This is a genomic window from Streptomyces spiroverticillatus, assembly GCA_014650415.1.
In the GTDB taxonomy this organism is placed as follows: Bacteria; Actinomycetota; Actinomycetes; order Streptomycetales; family Streptomycetaceae; genus Streptomyces; species Streptomyces spiroverticillatus.
On sequence record BMUX01000004.1, the window covers coordinates 205,969 to 223,098 of the forward strand.

Consider the following 17,130-nt stretch of genomic DNA (forward strand, 5'->3'; position numbering starts at 1 on the left):
TTCGGCTATGCCGCACCCGGGAGTTCGCCTATGGGCCCGCCACCGGGGCCCTGCGTGCTACCGGATGCGCTGCCCGCGCTTGATGGCGCCGTTGGTCCGGCCCTCGGCGCCCATCTGCTTCCAGTTCTTCAGCATTTCCTGGCGCATCCGGGCGTCGGTCTTGGCGACGATGCGCCGGTTCTCGCGCATCAGCTTGCGCCAGCTCTCCAGCCGGCGCTCGGGCAGCGCACCGTCCTCGATCGCCGCGAGCACGGCGCAGCCCGGCTCGGAGACGTGCCCGCAGTCGTGGAAGCGGCACTCCTCGGCCAGTTCCCCGATCTCGGAGAACACCTGGCCGACCCCGGCCTCGGAGTCCCACAGCCCGACCCCGCGCAGCCCGGGGGTGTCGATGAGGACTCCCCCGCCGGGCAGCGCGAGCAGGTTGCGGGTGGTGGTGGTGTGCCGGCCCTTCCCGTCGACGTCACGGGCGGCCTGCACCTCCATCACGTCCATGCCGAGGAGGGTGTTGGCGAGGGTGGACTTGCCCGCGCCGGAGGCGCCGAGCAGCACGCTGGTGCCGTCGGCGACGACCGCCCCGAGGACGTCCAGGCCCTCCCCGGTGGTGGAGCTGACGGCGAGCACCTGGACGCCGGGGGCCGTGGTCTCGACGTCCTCGACGAGGTACGAGCGTCCGGTGGCGTCCGGGACGAGGTCCGCCTTGGTGAGGACGACCAGGGGCTGGGCCCCCGACTCCCACGCCAGGGCGAGGAAGCGCTCGATGCGGCCGAGGTCCAGCTCGACGGCGAGCGAGACCGCGATGATCGCGTGGTCGACGTTGGCGGCGAGGATCTGCCCCTCGGACCGCTGGGAGGAGGTGGACCGTACGAAAGCGGTCCTGCGCGGCAGCAGCGCACGGATCAGCCGCGGGTCACCGACGGGCTCGACGGCGGCCCAGTCGCCGGTGCAGATGATCCGCAGCGGGTCGTTCGGGGTGACCAGCGCGGTGTCGGCGCGGATCAGGCCGTCAGCGGTGACGACGTCGGCCTGTCCGCGGTCGACCCGTACGACACGGCCGGGCAGCAGGCCCTGCTCGGCGTACGGGGCGAATTCGGCCTCCCACTGCGCGTCCCAGCCGTACGGCGAGAGCGGGTGCGAGGACACGGAAGCGTTGAACGTGGAGGAAGCAGACTGCGAGAAGGCAGCAGAAGACAAGGTGGGACCCTTCAAGGACGGCCCCGGCACCGCGTTCACGGACGCGGAAGGAGGAGATTCAGCCGGAGGCCACGGAGGTGGTGGAGAGAACGAGCTTCCGAGTGCGCGCGGCACCCATGACGACGACGGCAGCCATCGGGCCCACCTCCTGCCTTGCTTCGACCGAATATTCCGGCAGCGCTGAGCGCCGCCGGAGAACGAGGTGAACCATAACCACGTTCTCCGTCGGCGCGCCAGCGTTTATTTCACGGGGTCTGCTGTTTCACGGGGTCTGTGCTCACCGGTGGCTGATGCTGTAGTTCCCGCTGCCGACCTTGTCGTGCGACCCGCCCGCCGGGCAGACGCCCGAGGTGGCGTGGCCGCCGTAGGCCAGGCCCTGGCACTTGCGGCACCAGCGCCAGTTGTCCTGCTGGCCCGGCGCGTTGCCGGCCGAGAACTGCAGGCTGTAGTTGCCGCTGCCGGTCTTGTCGTGCGCCCCGCCGGCCGGGCAGACCGGGCCGGGGTTGCCGCCGAAGTGCAGGCCCTGGCACTTGCGGCACCAGCGCCAGTCGCGCTGCCAGCCGGGGGTGTTCGTCATGTTGTGGGCAAGGACGTAGTTGCCGCTGCCGGCCTTGGTGTGGGCGCCGCCCGCCGGGCAGACGGGGTTCGGGTTGCCGCCGAAGAACATGCCCTCGCACTTGCTGCACCAGCGCCAGTCGGCCTGGTGCGGGTAGAGCGCACGGGCGCCGTTGATGTCGTCGGCGGTCAGGGCGCGCTTGGTGAAGTTGGCGGAGACGGTCGGGAACATGACCGAGCCCGCGACGCCGGAGTGCCCGAGGCCGATGATGTGGCCGATTTCGTGCAGGGCGACGGTCTCGACGTCGAAGCCGTTCGCGACCGCGCCGATGGTCCACAGGTGCTCGGTGTCGTCGAAGTGCACCGGCTTCGGCAGGGAGTTGGTGACGACGGAGCAGCCGGGCGGGAAGTCGGCGTGGGCGAGGACGCCGCCGACCATGCTGTGGTCGGGGTCGTTGGCCGGACGCCAGCCGACCCGGATGTCGGGCGCGGACACGGTGGAGACCTCGGCGAAGGTCAGCGGGATCACCGAGGACCAGGTCCGGAAAGCGTTCCGGACGGCGATGAATTCGTCCGCGCAGTCGGCCGTTCCGGTGTCAAGGGCGAATTTCAGGCTCCATTTGTTCCAGGAGCACTGGGTGGCGAAGTCGATTCCGTGATCGAGGTCGGGCAGCGCGCAACGCGATTGCGTCATGGCCTGCTGGGTGGAATCGTCGAAGATCCCGGTCTCCGGTACGTTGTTGAAGCTCTGGTACTTCTGAAGCGCGGCGGACGTCTGGTCGTCCAGCTCTTCGGGCTGGTAGGCGGCCTCTTCCAGATAGCCGAAGCGCACCAGGAAATTCTGGACGAGTTCGAGCCCCGGACTGCTCTCGCCGGTCTTCGTCGGCTGGACGGCGGCTATTCCCGCAAAGGGCGTGACGGATTCCTTGGCCATGACTTCCCCCTGTGGGTGCAGGCCTGTTGCTTTCCGAGTTCTGCTCGCTGGATTCGGAAAATACTCCGCTGGGGCGGGGGGTCAACGGGCGCACACGGAATGACGAGAAGAATTACGCACGCCCGTCGGAGCGGGCCCCCTCGGAGTGCGCCCCGCCGGAACGGGCCTCCTCGGAGTGCGCCCCGCCGCGCGCCCGGCGGTGGGCGGCGACGCGCTCGCGCGTGGCGCAGCGCCGGGAGCAGTAGCGGCGCTCGGGCCCGCTGCCGTGGGCGAGGTAGACGTGCGGGCAGGACGGGGAGGCGCAGAGCCCGCCCGGGGGTGCCTGCCGGTCCCAGAGCAGCACGGTCAGGGCGAGCACGGACGACGCGAGGAACCACTCGCCCCACGGCGCTTCGTCGTCGCTGTCCAGATGCGGATGCCACCCGACGGCTCCCTCGTGCGAGGTGAGCCGCAACCGCCCCTGCACCCCACCCAGCAGTCCGTTGAGCACGGCCGCCGCACTGTCGACGTCGCTCGCGGCGAACACCTCCCGCAGCAGCAGGGCCGCCGCCCGCAACTCCTCGAGATCCCCCTCCCCCAGTCCGAGCGGCTCCAACTCCCCGTACTCCACGAGCACTTCACCCACAGCCTTGACCGCGTCCGCCCCCACCCCCCTCTGCTCGCACAGCACATTGATCAGGGCCACGGTCCGCCGGGCGGTGTCCATCGACAACATCCGCCCACCGTAACGCAACTGGCACAGCTTTCCGTTACCTGCGTAACGTCCGGCCCATGCCGAAGCGTTACTCCCCCGCTCTCTACGTCACCGGATCGACCCTCGCCCGCACCGGTGACGAGATGTCGGGCCCCGCCCTGCTCCTCCTCGCGCTCGCCGTCACGGGATCCGCGTCGGCCGCCTCGTCCCTGCTGGCGGCGCTGACGGTCGCGGCGGCACTGGGCGGCCCCCTGTTCGGAACGCTCCTCGACCGGTCCCGCCACCCCGGCCGCCTCCTCGCCGCCTCCCTCGCGCTCTACGCGACGGGCCTCCTCCTGGTCCTCCTCACCCTGGGCCGCACCCCCACCCCCCTCACCCTCCTGCTCGCCCTTGCCACCGGCCTGCTCGGACCGGCCCTCTCGGGCGGCTGGACCTCCCAACTCCCCCACTCCGTCAGCGAGTCGCACCTCCCCCGGGCGAACGCCCTGGACGCCATGACCTTCGACGCGGCGAGCCTCGCGGGCCCCGCCCTGGCGGCCGGGGTCACAGCCCTGGCCGGCCCGGACACGGGGATGGTGGCCTCGGCCGCACTCATCGCAGCGGCGCTCCCCGCAGCCTGGCGCCTCCCCGCACCCGCACCCCGTACGAAGAACCACCCCACCCCGCTCTCCACCCTCTCCGCCGGATTCCGCATCCTCGTACGCCGCCGAGCCCTCGCCCGGGCAACGGCCGCATCCGTGCTCTCCTGCGCGGGCGAGGGGATGTTCATCGCGACGACCCCCCTGCTCGGCGCACTCGCCCTGGGCGGCGCCCACTACGGCACACTCCTCCTGACCGTGTCGGCCGTCGCCGCCCTGACCGCCAACGCACTCCTCGCCACCCGCCCGCACCTCGTCCGCCCCGACTCCGCACTCACCGCGAGCACGGGCGCCCTCACGGCGGCGATGCTGCTGGCCGCGACGACGCACCCCGCGCTCCTGGTCTTCGCCGCGGTCCTGACCGGACTGGCGACGGGCCCCCAGCTCACGGCGCTGTTCGCGATACGTCACCGGGAGGCGCCGGAGCGACTGCGCGGCCAGGTGTTCACGACCGGGGCCAGCCTGAAGATCACCGGTTTCGCGCTGGGCGCGGCACTCGCGGGCCCGCTGGCGGTGCGGTCCGTCCCGGCGGCGCTGCTGGCGGCCGCCGGGTTCCAGACCCTGGCAGTGCTGGTCTGCCGGTACGTACGGGTGGATCAGAGGTGACGGGTGAGGACCTGGGCGACCATGTCGAGGGCGGCGTGCAGTTCGAGCAGTTCGTGCGGCTGGAGCGCGGGGTCCAGCTGGGGGCTCGCGGAGGACAGCGTGATCCGCTTGTCGCCCTCGCCGACCTCCACCCGTACGTCGACGGCCGTGCCATCGGGCAGGGCGAGGCTGATCGTGGCGGCGGTGGGCATGGGCCGCAGGAAGGTGATCTCGGAGTCGGACCGCTGAATCTGGGCGGCAAGCTCACGGGCGGTGTTGCGGGACGCCCGATGCAGGTGCGAGTAATGCAGCGCGACCTGAAGGAAGTCGGAGAGCTCCTCCGCCGTCTCCAGCCGGTCCGCGCCGGGCAGATCATCGATCAGAAGAGCAGCCAGGCTTCGGTACGCACGGGCCATCTGCCAGGCCACGGTCGACAGCGGCCCCGGATCGGCCACGTCGTCGATCGCGGGCCACACGGCGTCGTGCGCCGCACGGGCCGCCTGCTCGGCGGCGTCCGCGGTCAGGAGGTCGGGCCGGGGGGCGGGAACGGCGTCGCAGTCGTTCCAGTCGATACCGCGCTCCTTGAGCACGGCATAGACCTCGTCGCGGGAAACCGCACCGCCCGACGCGTCGGCGAGCTCACCGGCACTACGGGTGCCGGTCCGCCAGGCGGCCTCGATGAGGTCGGCACGGTCGTCACCGGAACCGTGCGCCAAGGCATGCAGGGCATCCAACCGGGGACCTTGTGTCTCGTATGCGCTCATACCGGTCAAGGTAGGGCGTACGGGGTGCCCGACACGGCACCACCACACCACGGGCCCCCGGGTGGCGGGGGGATGGCTGTCCATCCAGGGGCGCGGGGCTGTGTCCATTTGCGGCTCCGCCGCGCGGGCGCGACCAGCCACGACCTTCCTGCACGGAACCGTCCCATTGCCCCGCGGGTTTAGGTGAAGGGGCGGGGCCGGGGCGAAACCCGGGGGTCCGGGGGCAGAGCCCCCGGCAGGAACAGCAACCACCCACCACCCCGCACAGAAACCTAGTCCGCCCCCACCGCATGCAGAAACGTCCGGAACTTCGCCCCCGTCTCCGCCGTCTCCGCCTCCGGCTCGGACGCCGCGACCACCCCCGCCCCCGCATACAGCCTCAGTGTCCGCCCCTCCGCCTCCGCGCACCGGATCGTGACGACCCACTCGCCGTCCCCGTCCGCGTCCCCCCACCCGATCATCCCGGTGAAGAACCCCCGGTCGAACGGCTCGGTCTCCGCGATGACCTGACGCGCCGTCAGTGTCGGCGTCCCGCACACCGCCGGCGTCGGATGCAGCGCCGACGCCAGCTCCAACGCACTCGCCGCCCCCTCCTCCGGCAGAACGCCCGTGACCGTCGTCGACAGATGCCACATCGTCGCCGTCCGGATCAGCGTCGGCTTGGCCGGCACGTCCAGACTCACGCAGAACGGCGCCAGCGCCCCGTGCACCGCATCCACCACCACCGCATGCTCATGGAGATCCTTCGCGGAGGCGAGCAGGGCCGCGGCCCGCCGCACGTCCTCCGCCAGGTCCGCGCTCCGCGGCGTGGACCCCGCCAGCGGGTTGGCGACGACCTTGTTCCCCCGCCGGGACACCAGCAGCTCAGGGCTGGCCCCGATGAGCGTCCGCCCGGCACCGGTCCGGACCTCTCCCTCGACCCCCGTGGGCAGCGCAAACGTATAGCCCGACGGATCCCGCCGCGCCAGCCGCTGCAACATCACGGGCAGATCCAGCGGCGCGTCCGCCGTCATCTCCAGGGTCCGCGCCAGCACGACCTTGCTGAACTCCCCCCGCCACATCCGGTCCACGACGGCGGCGACCCCGGCCCCGTACACCTCGGGCTCGGGAACCGGCCGTACGTCCCACTCCACAGCAGCGGGCAGATCCGCCGGCAGCGCGATCAGCGGATCGTTCGCCAGCGGCGGCGCGTCCTGCACGAACTCCGGGACCGCCAGCGCGGCGGGCGCGCTCTGGTCGAAGGGCACGGCACCGATGACGACCGGCCGGCTCTGCCCGTCCCGCCGCGCGGCGGCCAGCGTCTCGGCCACCCGCTCGCTCAACGGCGTTTCCCCGTGCGGCACTTCACGCGCCGGCCCGTCGGACAGCAGCGTCCGGGTGGGCGTGGCGAGGAACCGCGCACCGGGGGTGTAGGCATCCAGCAGCGCGGTGGCGGCACCCACGGCGGGGTGTGCGACCTCAGCGGTACGGCTGCCACGCGGAGCGGGTACGGAATCGGCAAGTGCGGCGGTGGCGACTTCGGGGGCCGTCGACACGGTGTCCACGGGTTCTCCAATGCTCGTGAGGATGTGGGGGCGGAGCCAGAGAAGGCGTATCCGGAAGGGGAAGGGGGACGATCAGCGCAGGGTCGCGCCGCCGTCGACGTAGATGTCCTGCATGGTGATGTGGCGTGCCCGGTCGGACGCCAGGAAGAGCACAGCGTCCGCGATGTCCTCGGGCTGGGCGATCCTCCCGAGCGGTATGCCGTTCTTGTACGAGGCCAAGTCGCCGTCGATCAGGGAGCGTTCGGCGTCGACCCGCCCCTCCCCCATGCCGCGCAGCATGGGCGTGTCGGTGGAGCCGGGTGCGACGACGTTGCACCGCACACCACTGCGGGCGACTTCGAGGCCCAGGCACTTGGTGAACATGGCGGCGGCGGCCTTGGACGCCGCGTAGGCGGCCATGCCGGTGCGGGGTATCCCGGCGGCGTTGGAGGCGACGGTGACGACGCAACCCTTGCGGCGCTCCGCCATGCGGGCGGCGGCGGCCCGGGAGGTGTGGAAGACGCCGGTGGTGTTGACGGCGAAGGTGTCGGCCCAGTCCTGGTCGGTGAGTTCGGTGGCCGGGGAGATCCGGAGGATTCCGGCGACGTTCACCAGCAGGTCGAGCGGCCCGAGTTCGTCCTCGACCCGGGCGACGACCGCGTCCACGGCCGCCGCGTCGGTGACGTCGAGCGGGTACGCCACCACCTTCCCGGCGCCCGGTTCGGCCGCCAGTGCCTCGACGCCCTCCGGGGTCCGGTCGGTCGCGGCGACGGTCGCCCCGCGCGCTGCCAGGGCCCGCACCACCGCTTCACCGATGCCCTGCCCCGCCCCGGTGACGAGCGCGACCCGGCCGGCGAATTCGCCGTGGCCCGCGAACTCGCCCGGTGCGGACGGTGATTGCGACGGTATGTGCTCAGGCATGCAAAGTCCTCCCGGGTTTTGTTAGGTGAGCCTAACCTAACGCACGATGAAGATCGACAACACCGGGGGTCCCGCAAAACTTAGGCTAGCCTCACCTTATGATTGCCCCGCGTGCGGACACCACCGAGGTATCCGCCACCTCCGACCAACTCCCGGCCGAAAAGGCCCGGGTGGGCATATCGGGCACACCGGACAGCGGTGGAGTGAACCGGAACCGGCTCCCGCTCCTCCTGCCCGCCCTGACCCTGGCCCTGCTCCTCCTCGCCGCCCTCTCCCTCTGCATCGGCGCGGGCGAGGTCGGCGCCCTGGGCGTACTCGACTACGTACTCGGCCACAACGGCGCCCGCACGGACGCCCGCCTGGCCCTCGTCGTCGGCGACCTGCGCCTGCCCCGCACCCTGACCGCGCTGCTCGTCGGTGCGGCGCTGGGCGTCGCGGGCTGTCTGCTCCAGGCCGTCACCCGCAATCCGCTGGCCGAGACCGGTCTGCTCGGGGTCAACGCGGGTGCGTCGTTCGGTGTGGTCACGGGGATCGCGCTGCTGGGGCTGGACTCCGGACACGCCTATCTGGTGTGCGCGTTCGCGGGCGCGGTGCTGGCCAGTGGTCTCGTCCTGCTCATCGCGGGCCGCAGGGGCGGCGGTTCACCGATGCGGCTGGTGCTCGCGGGGGCCGCGCTCGGCTCCACCTTCGGGGGCGCGACCAGCGTGATCGTCGTGAACTCGGCGGAGGCGTACGACCGGTTCCGCAACTGGGTGCTGGGCTCGCTCGCGGGCGTCGAGGGCTTCGGCGAACTGGGCCGCCTCTCCCCCGTCCTGCTGACCGGTTTCCTGGTCGCCCTGCTCGTCGCCCGCCCGCTCTCCGCGCTGGCTTTGGGCGACGACATGGCGCGCGGTCTCGGCCACCGGCCGCCGGTGATCCGTACCGTCGTGGCGGTCGGCGTGACGCTCCTCACCGCGTCGGCCGTCGCTCTGGCCGGGCCCATCTCTTTCCTCGGACTGCTCGCGGGCTTCGTCGCCCGCTCGCTCGCCGGGAACCGGCTGCCCGCGCGGCTTCTGTGCGCGGGGCTGATCGGCGCGGGCGTGCTGACGGCGGCGGACGTGGCGGCGCGCGTGGTGGCCCGCCCGTTCGAGGCCCCGGTGTCGGTGATCGTGGCGCTGATCGGCGCGCCGGTCCTGATCGCGCTCGTACGGTCGAGGAAGTTCGCGGCGACCGGCCTGGCCGATCCGGCGACGGAGGAGCCCAAGCCCGTCAAGGCCGCCCGCACCCGGACCTTCTGGGGCGGCGAAACGCTTCTGCGCAGGGGCCCGGTCTCCCTCCTGGTCGTCCGGCGCGCACTGTTCGCCGTCCTCGTCCTGGCGGGTCTGCTGCTCGTCGCCGTCGTGCTGTCGGCGCAGGCCGGACAGAGTGACATGGGGGTGGTCCGCACCTTCCGCGCGATCTTCGGCGAGGGCGACCGCTTCGACGTCCTGGCCGTCCAGAAGTTCCGGCTGAGCCGCATCGTCGCCGGACTCGCGGCGGGCGCGGCCCTCGGTCTCGCGGGCTGCCTCACCCAGACCCTGGCCCGCAACCGCCTCGCCACCCCCGAACTGCTCGGCGTCAACGACGGCGCGACCGCCGCCGTGCTGATCGCGGTGAGCTTCAGCGCCGCCGGGACCTTCGGGGCCTGGTGGGCGGGCCCGCTCGGGGCGCTGGTCGCGGTGGTCGTCGTGACGACGGTCGCGGGCGGCCTCGGCCAACGCGGCTACCGGGTCCTCGTGGTCGGCCTCGCCATGTCGGCGCTCGCCTCCGCCGTCACCCAGGTGGTGCTGGCCCGCCGCTCGCTCGGTTCGGCGAGTTCGCTGTACGTCTGGACGCAAGGCAGCCTCAACGGGCGCGGTTACGAGGTGGCGCTCCCGGTGCTGCTGGGGCTGCTGGCCCTGGTGCCGCTCGCCCTCGCGGTGGCCCGGCACCTGGACGTGCTGCGGTTCGACGACACCACCGCCTCCTCGCTGGGCGCGGCACCGGCCCGGGTGCGGGCGGTGTGCATGCTGCTGGCGGTGGCACTGGCCGGGCTCGCGGTCGGCATCTGCGGCCCGGTCGGCTTCGTCGCGCTGGCGGCACCGGTGATCGCCTCCCGGCTGTCCGGCCCGCTGCGGGTGCCGCTGCTGGGTTCGATGCTGGTGGGGGCGGCGCTGGTGACGGTGGCGGACACGGTGGGACGCATCGCCTTCGAGGGGTCGGAGATCCCGGTGGGCGTGGTGACGACGGTGCTGGGCGGTCCGTTCCTGCTGTGGGTGCTGCTGGGCCGGTCGGCCGCGACGCGTGTGTGATCCCGTACGCGAGCTCGGTGATCCCGTGCTCGAACTTGTTGACATGAAAGGCCACCCGGTGCTGCTCAGCCCTCTTCTGCGCGCCCTGTCCGACGACGTACGCGCCCAGAAGCCCGGTGCGGAACGGGACTTCTGGACGTACGCGCAATCCGTCGGGACCCCGCTCGTGGAGCCGGACCCCGACCCCTCGTACCGCCTGGTCACCTTCGTCCTGCGGGACGACGTCCGGCGACCGGCGACCGACGTCCTGGCGCTGCTGCACACGGTGACCGACCGGGACCGGCACGCCGGGAACCTGCTGCCCCACCTGATGGACCGCATCCCGGGAACGGACGTGTGGGCGATCACGCACCGGCTGCGTGCGGACCTCCGGGCGTCGTACCAGTTCGCGCCGGCGTACGGGTCGCGGGAGGAGACGGTACGGACGGACCGCCGGTCCTGGATCGCCGTACTGGACCGGGCGGTGCCCGATCCCCTCAACCGGACGCTGCCGCTCCCCTCGGGCAGCGCCCGCAACCCGGCCTCCGTCCTGTCCCTCCCCGACGCACCCCCGCAGCCGTGGGTGCGGCACCGGGAGGCGGTGGCGCGGGGCGAACTGCGGGAGGAGGTGGTGGACGGCCGCCGGGTGACGGTCCACCTCCCCCCGTCGCCCCCGCAGGCGGTGGCGGTCCTCCTGGACGGCGAGATGTGGGCCCCGGTCCTGAACTTCGCCGACTCCCTCGACAATCTCCACGCGGAGAACCGACTCCCGCCCACCGCAACCCTGTTCGTCGACACGATGGGCAACCGGATGCAGGACCTGGCCTGTCACGCCCCCTTCGTGGACTGGCTGGCGGACACGCTCCTCCCCTGGGCGACGGAACGCTTCGGCACCCCCGCCGACCCGGCCCGCACGGTGCTCGCGGGCCAGAGCATGGGCGGTCTGACGGCAACGTACGCGGGGCTGGTGCGGCCGGACCGGTTCGGGCGGATCCTGGCGCAGTCGGGCTCCTTCTGGTGGCCGGACGGGGACGCGGCCCGGGGCGCCGAGTGGCTGACGGCAGAATTCGCCCGGGCGGACCCCAGCCCCGGAGTCCGCTTCCGCCTGGAGGCCGGCACTCAGGAGTGGATGCTCCTGGAGGAGAACCGCCGCATGCGCGACGTCCTGCGCACCGGCGGCCACGACCTCTCCTACACCGAATTCACCGGCGGCCACGACTACGCGTGCTGGCGGGGCGGCCTGGCCGACGGGCTCGTGCAGCTCCTGGCCCGACCCCGTATTCAGTGACCCCGCATTTGCTGTTCCCGCAAGAACCTTTGCCGCAGGTGCAGGGTCGGACGGACGCTGTCGTCACGGAGCAACGACCCCACTTCGCCGGAGGTAGGCACACTCATGACGACTGTCGACGACACGCTGGACCCGACCGACTCGACGGAATACTGGGACGGCCGGTACGCGGAGAACGACCGCTTCTGGAGCGGCAACCCGAATGTCGTCCTGGTCCGGGAAGCCGCCGGACTCACCCCGGGCCGGGCCCTGGACCTGGGCTGCGGCGAGGGCGCGGACGCCGTGTGGCTGGCGGGGCGGGGCTGGACGGTGACGGCCACGGACATCTCCCGGGTGGCCCTGGACCGGGCGGCGCAGCACGCCGCGGAAGCGGGTGTGGCCGACCGGATCGACTGGCAGCGCCACGAACTCGGCAAGACCTTCCCCGAGGGTGAATTCGACCTGGTCTCCAGCCAGTTCCTGCATTCGCCGACGGAGCTGCCCCGCGAGGAGATCCTCCGCCGGGCGGCCTCGGCGGTGGCCCCCGGCGGCCTCCTGCTCATCGAGGGCCACTCGGGCTGGCCGTCCTGGCAGCCGAACCCGCACCCGGAGGTGCACCTGCCGTCGCCGCAGGAGGTGGTGGAGTCGCTGCGCCTGGAGGAGGGTGCCTGGGAGGTCCTGATCTGCGCGGAGCACGACCGCAAGCAGCTGACCCCGGAGGGCGTGGAGGCGACCCGCACGGACTCGACGGTCCTGATCCGCCGCCGCTGACGGGCGGGGGTGGGGCGGCCTCAAGGAAGCCGCCCCACCCCCCCATGGGTTCCAGGGACTACTTCGTGAGGGCCTTCGTGATGTCCTCCCGGACCACCTGCGCGGCCAACGGCCCGCCCCGCGTCGACCACACCGACCCGTTGACGCCGACCACATGCCCGGCCTTCACCGCGCCCAACTCCTTGTAGGCGGGTTTCGCCTGAACATCCATCAGGGCCTTCTCCCCGTCCGACGTCAGCGTCGACAGGAACAGCCACCGACCGTCGATCTCGGAGATCTTCTCCAGGCTCAGCGCGGGCGTGTGCGCGTTGCCCTCCTTGTCCTGCACCTTGGGCCGCTTCAGCCCCATGTCCAGTGCGACCCCACTGGCGAACTGCTTGCGCTCCATCCAGCTCGGCCCCTCGGGGTTCCAGCGCACGATGGAGACCTCGGCACCCTTGTTCTTCCCGAGCTTCTCGCCCGCGGCCTTGGCCCCGGCCTCGTACTCCCCGATGACCTTGTTGGCGTCCGCCAGCTTGTTGACCGCGTTGCCGACGCCCCGCAGCGACAGCTTCCAGTCGTCGGTCGGGGCCATCGTCACCAGCGTCGCGGGGGTGATCTCCCGCAACTGCTTGAGCACTTGCTCGTCCTGCATGTCACCGGCGAGGATCAGGTCCGGCTTGGCCTGGATGACCTTGTCCATGACGGGCTGGAGCAGATTGCCGACCACGCTGATCCCCTGGACCTTGTCCTTGAGGTAGGCGGGCGGTTCGCTCAGGCCCTGCCCGTTCGTGATGCCCACCGGCTTGATGCCCAGCGCCAGTACGGCGTCGAGGTCCTCCTGCGTGAGGGTGACGATCCGCTTCGGCTGCGCCGGTACCTGGACCGCCCTGCCGGTCGCGTCCTTGACGGTACGGAAGTCGGTCCCGCCCGCGGCGGGCTTCCCCGCGTCGCCGGACTTCGCGTCGTCCGCCCCGCATCCGGTGACCAGCAGGGCGGCCGCGGTGAGGGCCGCGAAGGCTCCCGTCGCGCGTCGGGCGACGGGCGCGGTCGCGCGGGAACGGACGGACACGGTCATGGAGGACTCCGGGCTCGACTCAAGGAAGATCACGATAAGGCAAGGCTTACCTTACCCAACGTCAACCCGCTGCCCGCCTCCGATCCGAAAACCCGTACGCCCTCCCCGATGAGCAAAGCTGACCCCATGGAACTGCTGCCGCACGGACACACCAACCACACCACCCATCACGCCGGTGTCGTCACCAAGACCTACAAGGGCCGGGACGCCCAGCGCCGGATGGAGCGGGAGGCCGCCGCGCTGTGCGGTCTGGAGACCCTCGGGGCGGTCCTGCCGGTGCCTCAGCTGATCGGCTGCACCGGGGAGAGCCTCAGCATGACGTTCCTGGAGGGCGTCCACGGCCAGGACCTGATCGAGGCGGGCTGGGCCGAGTCCGTGCTCCAGACCTGCGGCGACGCGTTGCGCGCGGTGCACTCGGTGGACGCCGTCGAGGTGTTCCCCCGGGCGCGGCCCGGCGCGGTGCTGGTGCACGGGGACTTCGGGCCGAACAACATGCTGCTCTCCGACGACGGCTCCCACCTCTTTGGACTCCTCGACTGGGAGTGGGCGCACGCGGGCGACCCGGTGGAGGACCTGGCCTGGTGCGAGTGGATCGTCCGCACCCATCACCCGCAGTGGGTACCCGCGTTGGAGGGATTCTTCGACGCGTACGGCGAGCGTCCCGACTGGGAGGTGCGGCACCGGGCGATGACCGCCAGGTGCCGCGAACTCGTCGACTTCCAGCCGCACCGGGTGGGCCTGCTCATCGACACCGAGAACTGGACGGAGTGACTCCGCCCCTTCTCCGTCTACGGTCGTCAACCTCCCAGTGCCGCAAGCACCTTCGCCTCGACGTCCGGGTCGAGCCCGACCACGGGCCGGTCGGGACGCTGCGGGGCCACCCCGCCGAGCGTGCCGAGCCACGCCCAGGTGTCGGCGACGGTCTCCGCGACCGGCCGGCACCGCAGCCCGGCGGCGACCGCCCGGGAGACGTCGGCGCGGTGGATCGCGTCGTGGTCCTCGCCCGGCGGCACCCACACCGGCAGGTCCGTCCACGGCGTGACGCCATGGGCGAGGATCAACTCCGGCTCCGCCCACCGCAGTTCCACCCCCTCCGCACCCGTCGCCCGTACGCAGGCCTCCAGCAGCTCCCCCATCGTGGTGTGCCCCTCGGGCGACACCAGCTGGTACGGCCCGGACAGCCCCCGCTCGGCCGCGTCGAGCATCCACACCGCCATGTCCCGCGCGTCCACGTACTGGAGAGGCAGGTCGTGGGGGCCGGGGGCCAGCACCGGGCCGCCCCGGGCGATGCGGTTCAGCCACCACGGCAGGCGGCCGATGTTCTCGCCGGGGCCCAGGATCAGCCCGGCCCGCACCAGCAGGCTGCGCTCGTCGCCGAACGCCTCGACGGCGGCCAGTTCCCCGCCTCGCTTGACGTGCGCGTACCCCTCGTCGCCGGGCTCGACCAGCGCCCCGTCCTCGCCCTGGTGCGGCGGAACGGGGTCGGCGTACACGGAGCGGGAGGACACGTACACGTACCGGCCCGCGTGCCCGGCGAGCAGTTGTGCCGCCTCGCGGACCGCGGAGGGCGCCCCCGACCACGTATCGAGGACGACGTCCCACGAAGCCCCGCCGCGCACGGCGTCGGCAAGCGCGGCGAGCCCGCCGAGCCGGTCGCCGTGCAGGGCGGTGACGCCGGGCGGCGGGGCGTGGGTCCCCCGGTGGAAGACGGAGACGTCCCAACCCCGGTCGAGGGCTTCCTCAGTGACGGCACGTCCGACGAATTCGGTGCCGCCGAGTATCAGTAGCTTCATGCGGCCGATGATGCCCCGCCCGCGGCGACGGGACCCCGTACGGGCCCTGCGCCCACAGCGGAACGGGAGTTCCCGAATCCGCGACCGAATCGGGGACGGGGTCCGGGACCGAGGCGGGGTCCGGGTCCGCGGCGGGATCCGGGACCGAGGCAGGGTCCGGGTCCGGGACGGGGTCCGAGGCGGGGTCCGAGGCGGGATCCGGGTCCGAGGCAGGGTCCGGGTCCGGGACGGGGTCCGGGTCCGGGACGGGATCCGGGTCCGGGGCGGGATCCGGGTCCGAGGCAGGGTCCGGGTCCGGGACGGCGTCCGGGTCCGGGACGGGGTCCGAGGCGGGGTCCGGGAGCGGCACCGGGTCCGGGACGGGCGCCCAAGCCGCCCCGAGACGGCTGCGGAACCGGCCCCCAGGCGCACCCGGGGCCGGCCCGAAGCACGCCCCGGGTGCGTCCGAATTCTTCAAGATCCGGGTCCGGCGGCCGGGATACGTTTCCCCCATGACTCCGCGATTCGATTCCATCAGCCTCGTCACGGCCGACCTGGCCGCCTCCCTCGCCTTCTACCGTCTCCTCGGCGTCCCGGTGCCCGACGACGCCGCCTCCCTGCCGCACGTGGAGGCCCCGCTGCCCGGCGGTCTGCGCCTCCTGTGGGACACCGAGGACGTGATGCGTTCCATCGACCCCGACTGGAAGAAGCCCGAGGGCGGCGACCGGATCGGTCTCGCGTTCCGCTGCGACGACGCCGCCGACGTCGACGCCACGTACGACGGCCTGGTCGCCGCCGGGTACACGGGCAGCATGAAGCCGTGGAACGCGGAGTGGGGCCAGCGTTACGCCGTCGTGCTCGACCCGGACGGACTCGGGGTGTCGATCTTCGCCGACGACCTCGCATAACGCGCTGCCATCAGCGCCGTATAGGCGCGCAGCGTCATCCCCGCCAACTCCCGCGCCTCACGGGCCAGATGGGCCTGGTCCGCGCACCCCGACCGGTACGCCGCCTCCGCGAACGGCGTTCCTTCCCGTACGAGTCCCAGCGCCCGCTGGAGCCGCAGCACCCGGGCGAGCGTCTTGGGCCCGTACCCGAAGGCGTCCAGCGAGCGGCGGTGCAACTGCCGGGCGCCGAGGCCGACGGCATCGGCGGCCGCACCGACGGTGGCCCCCGCTTCGAGCCCGGCGGCGACCGCCCTGATCACCGGGTCCCACGGCCCGGCGTCGGCGGCCCTGCGCAGGGCGAACTCCTCCAGCGCCAGGAGCGGGTCCGCCGCCTCGGCGATACGCCCGGACGCCTCCCGCGCCACACCCTTCGCCCACACCTCGTCGAGCGGAACCCGCAGGTCACGCAGGGCGTGCGCGGGTACGCCGAGGAAGGCGGCCCCCGTCCCTGGCGCGAAGCGGATTCCGGCGAACCGGCCGCCGGGGCTGTCGGAGGTGCCGTGGGCGCGGGTGTCGGGCCCCGCGACGATCAGCCGCCCGTCGAGCAGAACCAGGTCCATGCAGCCGTCGGGCAGCACCGGGTACGCCGCCGCGTCGGGTGCGGGGGCGGGGTCGGCTTCGCGCCGCCAGAGGACCGCGCCGTCCAGCAGGGACGGGCGCTCGCGGTAGGTGCCCGGCATGCCTCCAGGCTACGTCGCACCCCTGTGCCCGGCCGCCCGTCGGGCCGATCCGCTGGCACTCGTACCCACCCTCGGGGAGAATGCGGTTCACCTGGTGCCGCACAACTCACGTGATCGCGGGGGACGTTGTGAGCGAACTGATGCAGTTCAAGACGGAGGACGGCGGGAACGTGGTCGTCGAGATCGACCACGCGCCGCGCGGGGCGACGCTGGTCTCGCGCCGCGACAACCTGCTGGACGCGGGCCGCAGCTTCAACGACGCCCTGGAGGGCATCCGCACGGCGGCCGAGTCCGCGCTGCGGACGTTCCGGGGCGGGGCGCTCAGCCCGGACGGGGTGGAGCTGGAGTTCGGCGTGAAGCTGACGGGCGAGGCGGGGGCGGTGATCGCGAAGACCTCGATGGAGGGGCACATCACGGTCAAGCTGGCGTGGGGCTCGAAGGTGGTGGCCCCGGACGCGGCGGCGGCCGCACCCCCGGCAGCCCCCGGTGTCGTCCCCGCTCCGGGCGCCCCCGCACAGTGAGCAGACCCCGGTGAGCACCAAC

Annotated in this window: 16 protein-coding genes; 7 read left to right on the forward strand and 9 right to left on the reverse strand. The window is 72.5% G+C overall.

Features of this window, described 5'->3' with window-relative positions:
• Positions 1 to 57: 57 nt before the first annotated feature.
• The 3 genes from rsgA to IE269_RS12455 all read right to left on the reverse strand — a co-directional run bounded on the left by rsgA (position 58) and on the right by IE269_RS12455 (position 3,395).
• Positions 58 to 1,140, reverse strand: coding sequence for a ribosome small subunit-dependent GTPase A (rsgA, locus tag IE269_RS12445; RefSeq protein ID WP_308436941.1), 1,083 nt, complete (start codon positions 1,138 to 1,140; stop codon positions 58 to 60).
• 328 nt (positions 1,141 to 1,468) lie between these two features.
• Positions 1,469 to 2,680 (reverse strand): matrixin family metalloprotease, encoded by a 1,212-nt coding sequence (locus IE269_RS43080; protein WP_268253594.1) that lies wholly within the window; start codon positions 2,678 to 2,680, stop codon positions 1,469 to 1,471.
• A gap of 112 nt (positions 2,681 to 2,792) precedes the next feature.
• On the reverse strand, positions 2,793 to 3,395 hold the full coding sequence (locus IE269_RS12455; RefSeq protein ID WP_189822936.1) for a CGNR zinc finger domain-containing protein: 603 nt from the start codon (positions 3,393 to 3,395) through the stop codon (positions 2,793 to 2,795).
• Between the two features lie 56 nt (positions 3,396 to 3,451).
• Between IE269_RS12455 and IE269_RS12460 the strand changes: the two genes are divergently transcribed.
• On the forward strand, positions 3,452 to 4,618 hold the full coding sequence (locus IE269_RS12460) for an MFS transporter (protein WP_189822937.1): 1,167 nt from the start codon (positions 3,452 to 3,454) through the stop codon (positions 4,616 to 4,618).
• Here IE269_RS12460 and IE269_RS12465 read toward each other — a convergent pair.
• The 3 genes from IE269_RS12465 to IE269_RS12475 form a co-directional block, all read right to left on the reverse strand.
• Positions 4,609 to 5,361 carry a hypothetical protein gene (locus IE269_RS12465; RefSeq protein WP_189822938.1) on the reverse strand — a complete coding sequence of 251 codons (753 nt, stop codon included), beginning with the start codon at positions 5,359 to 5,361 and terminating at the stop codon, positions 4,609 to 4,611. The two genes, IE269_RS12460 and IE269_RS12465, sit on opposite strands and share 10 nt — an antisense overlap.
• A gap of 272 nt (positions 5,362 to 5,633) precedes the next feature.
• On the reverse strand, positions 5,634 to 6,896 hold the full coding sequence (dhbC, locus tag IE269_RS12470; protein WP_438817551.1) for an isochorismate synthase DhbC: 1,263 nt from the start codon (positions 6,894 to 6,896) through the stop codon (positions 5,634 to 5,636).
• Positions 6,897 to 6,977: 81 nt separating this feature from the next.
• On the reverse strand, positions 6,978 to 7,805 hold the full coding sequence (locus IE269_RS12475) for a 2,3-dihydro-2,3-dihydroxybenzoate dehydrogenase (protein ID WP_189822939.1): 828 nt from the start codon (positions 7,803 to 7,805) through the stop codon (positions 6,978 to 6,980).
• A 98-nt stretch (positions 7,806 to 7,903) separates the two neighbouring features.
• On the opposite strand from IE269_RS12475, the gene fhuB reads away from it, so the two are divergent.
• The 3 genes from fhuB to IE269_RS12490 all read left to right on the forward strand — a co-directional run bounded on the left by fhuB (position 7,904) and on the right by IE269_RS12490 (position 12,131).
• The gene (gene fhuB / locus IE269_RS12480; RefSeq protein WP_189822940.1) at positions 7,904 to 10,114 is read left to right on the forward strand and encodes a Fe(3+)-hydroxamate ABC transporter permease FhuB; all 2,211 of its coding nucleotides are present in this window, start codon (positions 7,904 to 7,906) and stop codon (positions 10,112 to 10,114) included.
• A gap of 43 nt (positions 10,115 to 10,157) precedes the next feature.
• Complete coding sequence (fes, locus tag IE269_RS12485; RefSeq protein ID WP_189822941.1) at positions 10,158 to 11,381, forward strand: enterochelin esterase; 1,224 nt, start codon at positions 10,158 to 10,160, stop codon at positions 11,379 to 11,381.
• 105 nt (positions 11,382 to 11,486) lie between these two features.
• On the forward strand, positions 11,487 to 12,131 hold the full coding sequence (locus IE269_RS12490; protein WP_189822942.1) for an SAM-dependent methyltransferase: 645 nt from the start codon (positions 11,487 to 11,489) through the stop codon (positions 12,129 to 12,131).
• 58 nt (positions 12,132 to 12,189) lie between these two features.
• Here IE269_RS12490 and IE269_RS12495 read toward each other — a convergent pair whose 3' ends face one another.
• Positions 12,190 to 13,188, reverse strand: coding sequence for an ABC transporter substrate-binding protein (locus tag IE269_RS12495; RefSeq protein ID WP_189822943.1), 999 nt, complete (start codon positions 13,186 to 13,188; stop codon positions 12,190 to 12,192).
• 108 nt (positions 13,189 to 13,296) lie between these two features.
• On the opposite strand from IE269_RS12495, the gene IE269_RS12500 reads away from it, so the two are divergent.
• On the forward strand, positions 13,297 to 13,959 hold the full coding sequence (locus IE269_RS12500) for a phosphotransferase family protein (protein WP_189822944.1): 663 nt from the start codon (positions 13,297 to 13,299) through the stop codon (positions 13,957 to 13,959).
• A gap of 26 nt (positions 13,960 to 13,985) precedes the next feature.
• Here the strand turns inward: IE269_RS12500 and IE269_RS12505 are convergent, their stop codons facing one another.
• Positions 13,986 to 14,981, reverse strand: a complete 996-nt coding sequence (locus IE269_RS12505; RefSeq protein WP_189822945.1) for an NAD-dependent epimerase/dehydratase family protein — start codon at positions 14,979 to 14,981, stop codon at positions 13,986 to 13,988.
• 491 nt (positions 14,982 to 15,472) lie between these two features.
• Between IE269_RS12505 and IE269_RS12510 the strand changes: the two genes are divergently transcribed.
• A complete protein-coding gene (locus IE269_RS12510; protein WP_189822946.1) occupies positions 15,473 to 15,868 on the forward strand; it encodes a VOC family protein in 396 nt (131 codons plus the stop codon).
• On the opposite strand, the gene IE269_RS12515 is transcribed toward IE269_RS12510, so the two are convergent.
• The gene (locus tag IE269_RS12515; RefSeq protein WP_189822947.1) at positions 15,805 to 16,587 is read right to left on the reverse strand and encodes a helix-turn-helix transcriptional regulator; all 783 of its coding nucleotides are present in this window, start codon (positions 16,585 to 16,587) and stop codon (positions 15,805 to 15,807) included. The genes IE269_RS12510 and IE269_RS12515 overlap by 64 nt on opposite strands.
• A gap of 128 nt (positions 16,588 to 16,715) precedes the next feature.
• Between IE269_RS12515 and IE269_RS12520 the strand changes: the two genes are divergently transcribed.
• Positions 16,716 to 17,108, forward strand: coding sequence for a CU044_2847 family protein (locus IE269_RS12520; protein ID WP_189822948.1), 393 nt, complete (start codon positions 16,716 to 16,718; stop codon positions 17,106 to 17,108).
• Positions 17,109 to 17,130 lie beyond the last annotated feature (22 nt).

What these genes read in the sequence shown, in the direction of transcription:
- IE269_RS43080 (WP_268253594.1), bottom strand. Translation starts at nt 2,680, where the DNA reads ATGGCCAAGGAATCCGTCACGCCCTTTGCGGGAATAGCCGCCGTCCAG.
- IE269_RS12455 (WP_189822936.1), bottom strand. Translation starts at nt 3,395, where the DNA reads ATGTTGTCGATGGACACCGCCCGGCGGACCGTGGCCCTGATCAATGTG.
- IE269_RS12460 (WP_189822937.1), top strand. Translation starts at nt 3,452, where the DNA reads ATGCCGAAGCGTTACTCCCCCGCTCTCTACGTCACCGGATCGACCCTC.
- IE269_RS12465 (WP_189822938.1), bottom strand. Translation starts at nt 5,361, where the DNA reads ATGAGCGCATACGAGACACAAGGTCCCCGGTTGGATGCCCTGCATGCC.
- IE269_RS12475 (WP_189822939.1), bottom strand. Translation starts at nt 7,805, where the DNA reads ATGCCTGAGCACATACCGTCGCAATCACCGTCCGCACCGGGCGAGTTC.
- fhuB (WP_189822940.1), top strand. Translation starts at nt 7,904, where the DNA reads ATGATTGCCCCGCGTGCGGACACCACCGAGGTATCCGCCACCTCCGAC.
- fes (WP_189822941.1), top strand. Translation starts at nt 10,158, where the DNA reads ATGAAAGGCCACCCGGTGCTGCTCAGCCCTCTTCTGCGCGCCCTGTCC.
- IE269_RS12490 (WP_189822942.1), top strand. Translation starts at nt 11,487, where the DNA reads ATGACGACTGTCGACGACACGCTGGACCCGACCGACTCGACGGAATAC.
- IE269_RS12495 (WP_189822943.1), bottom strand. Translation starts at nt 13,188, where the DNA reads ATGACCGTGTCCGTCCGTTCCCGCGCGACCGCGCCCGTCGCCCGACGC.
- IE269_RS12500 (WP_189822944.1), top strand. Translation starts at nt 13,297, where the DNA reads ATGAGCAAAGCTGACCCCATGGAACTGCTGCCGCACGGACACACCAAC.
- IE269_RS12505 (WP_189822945.1), bottom strand. Translation starts at nt 14,981, where the DNA reads ATGAAGCTACTGATACTCGGCGGCACCGAATTCGTCGGACGTGCCGTC.
- IE269_RS12510 (WP_189822946.1), top strand. Translation starts at nt 15,473, where the DNA reads ATGACTCCGCGATTCGATTCCATCAGCCTCGTCACGGCCGACCTGGCC.
- IE269_RS12515 (WP_189822947.1), bottom strand. Translation starts at nt 16,587, where the DNA reads ATGCCGGGCACCTACCGCGAGCGCCCGTCCCTGCTGGACGGCGCGGTC.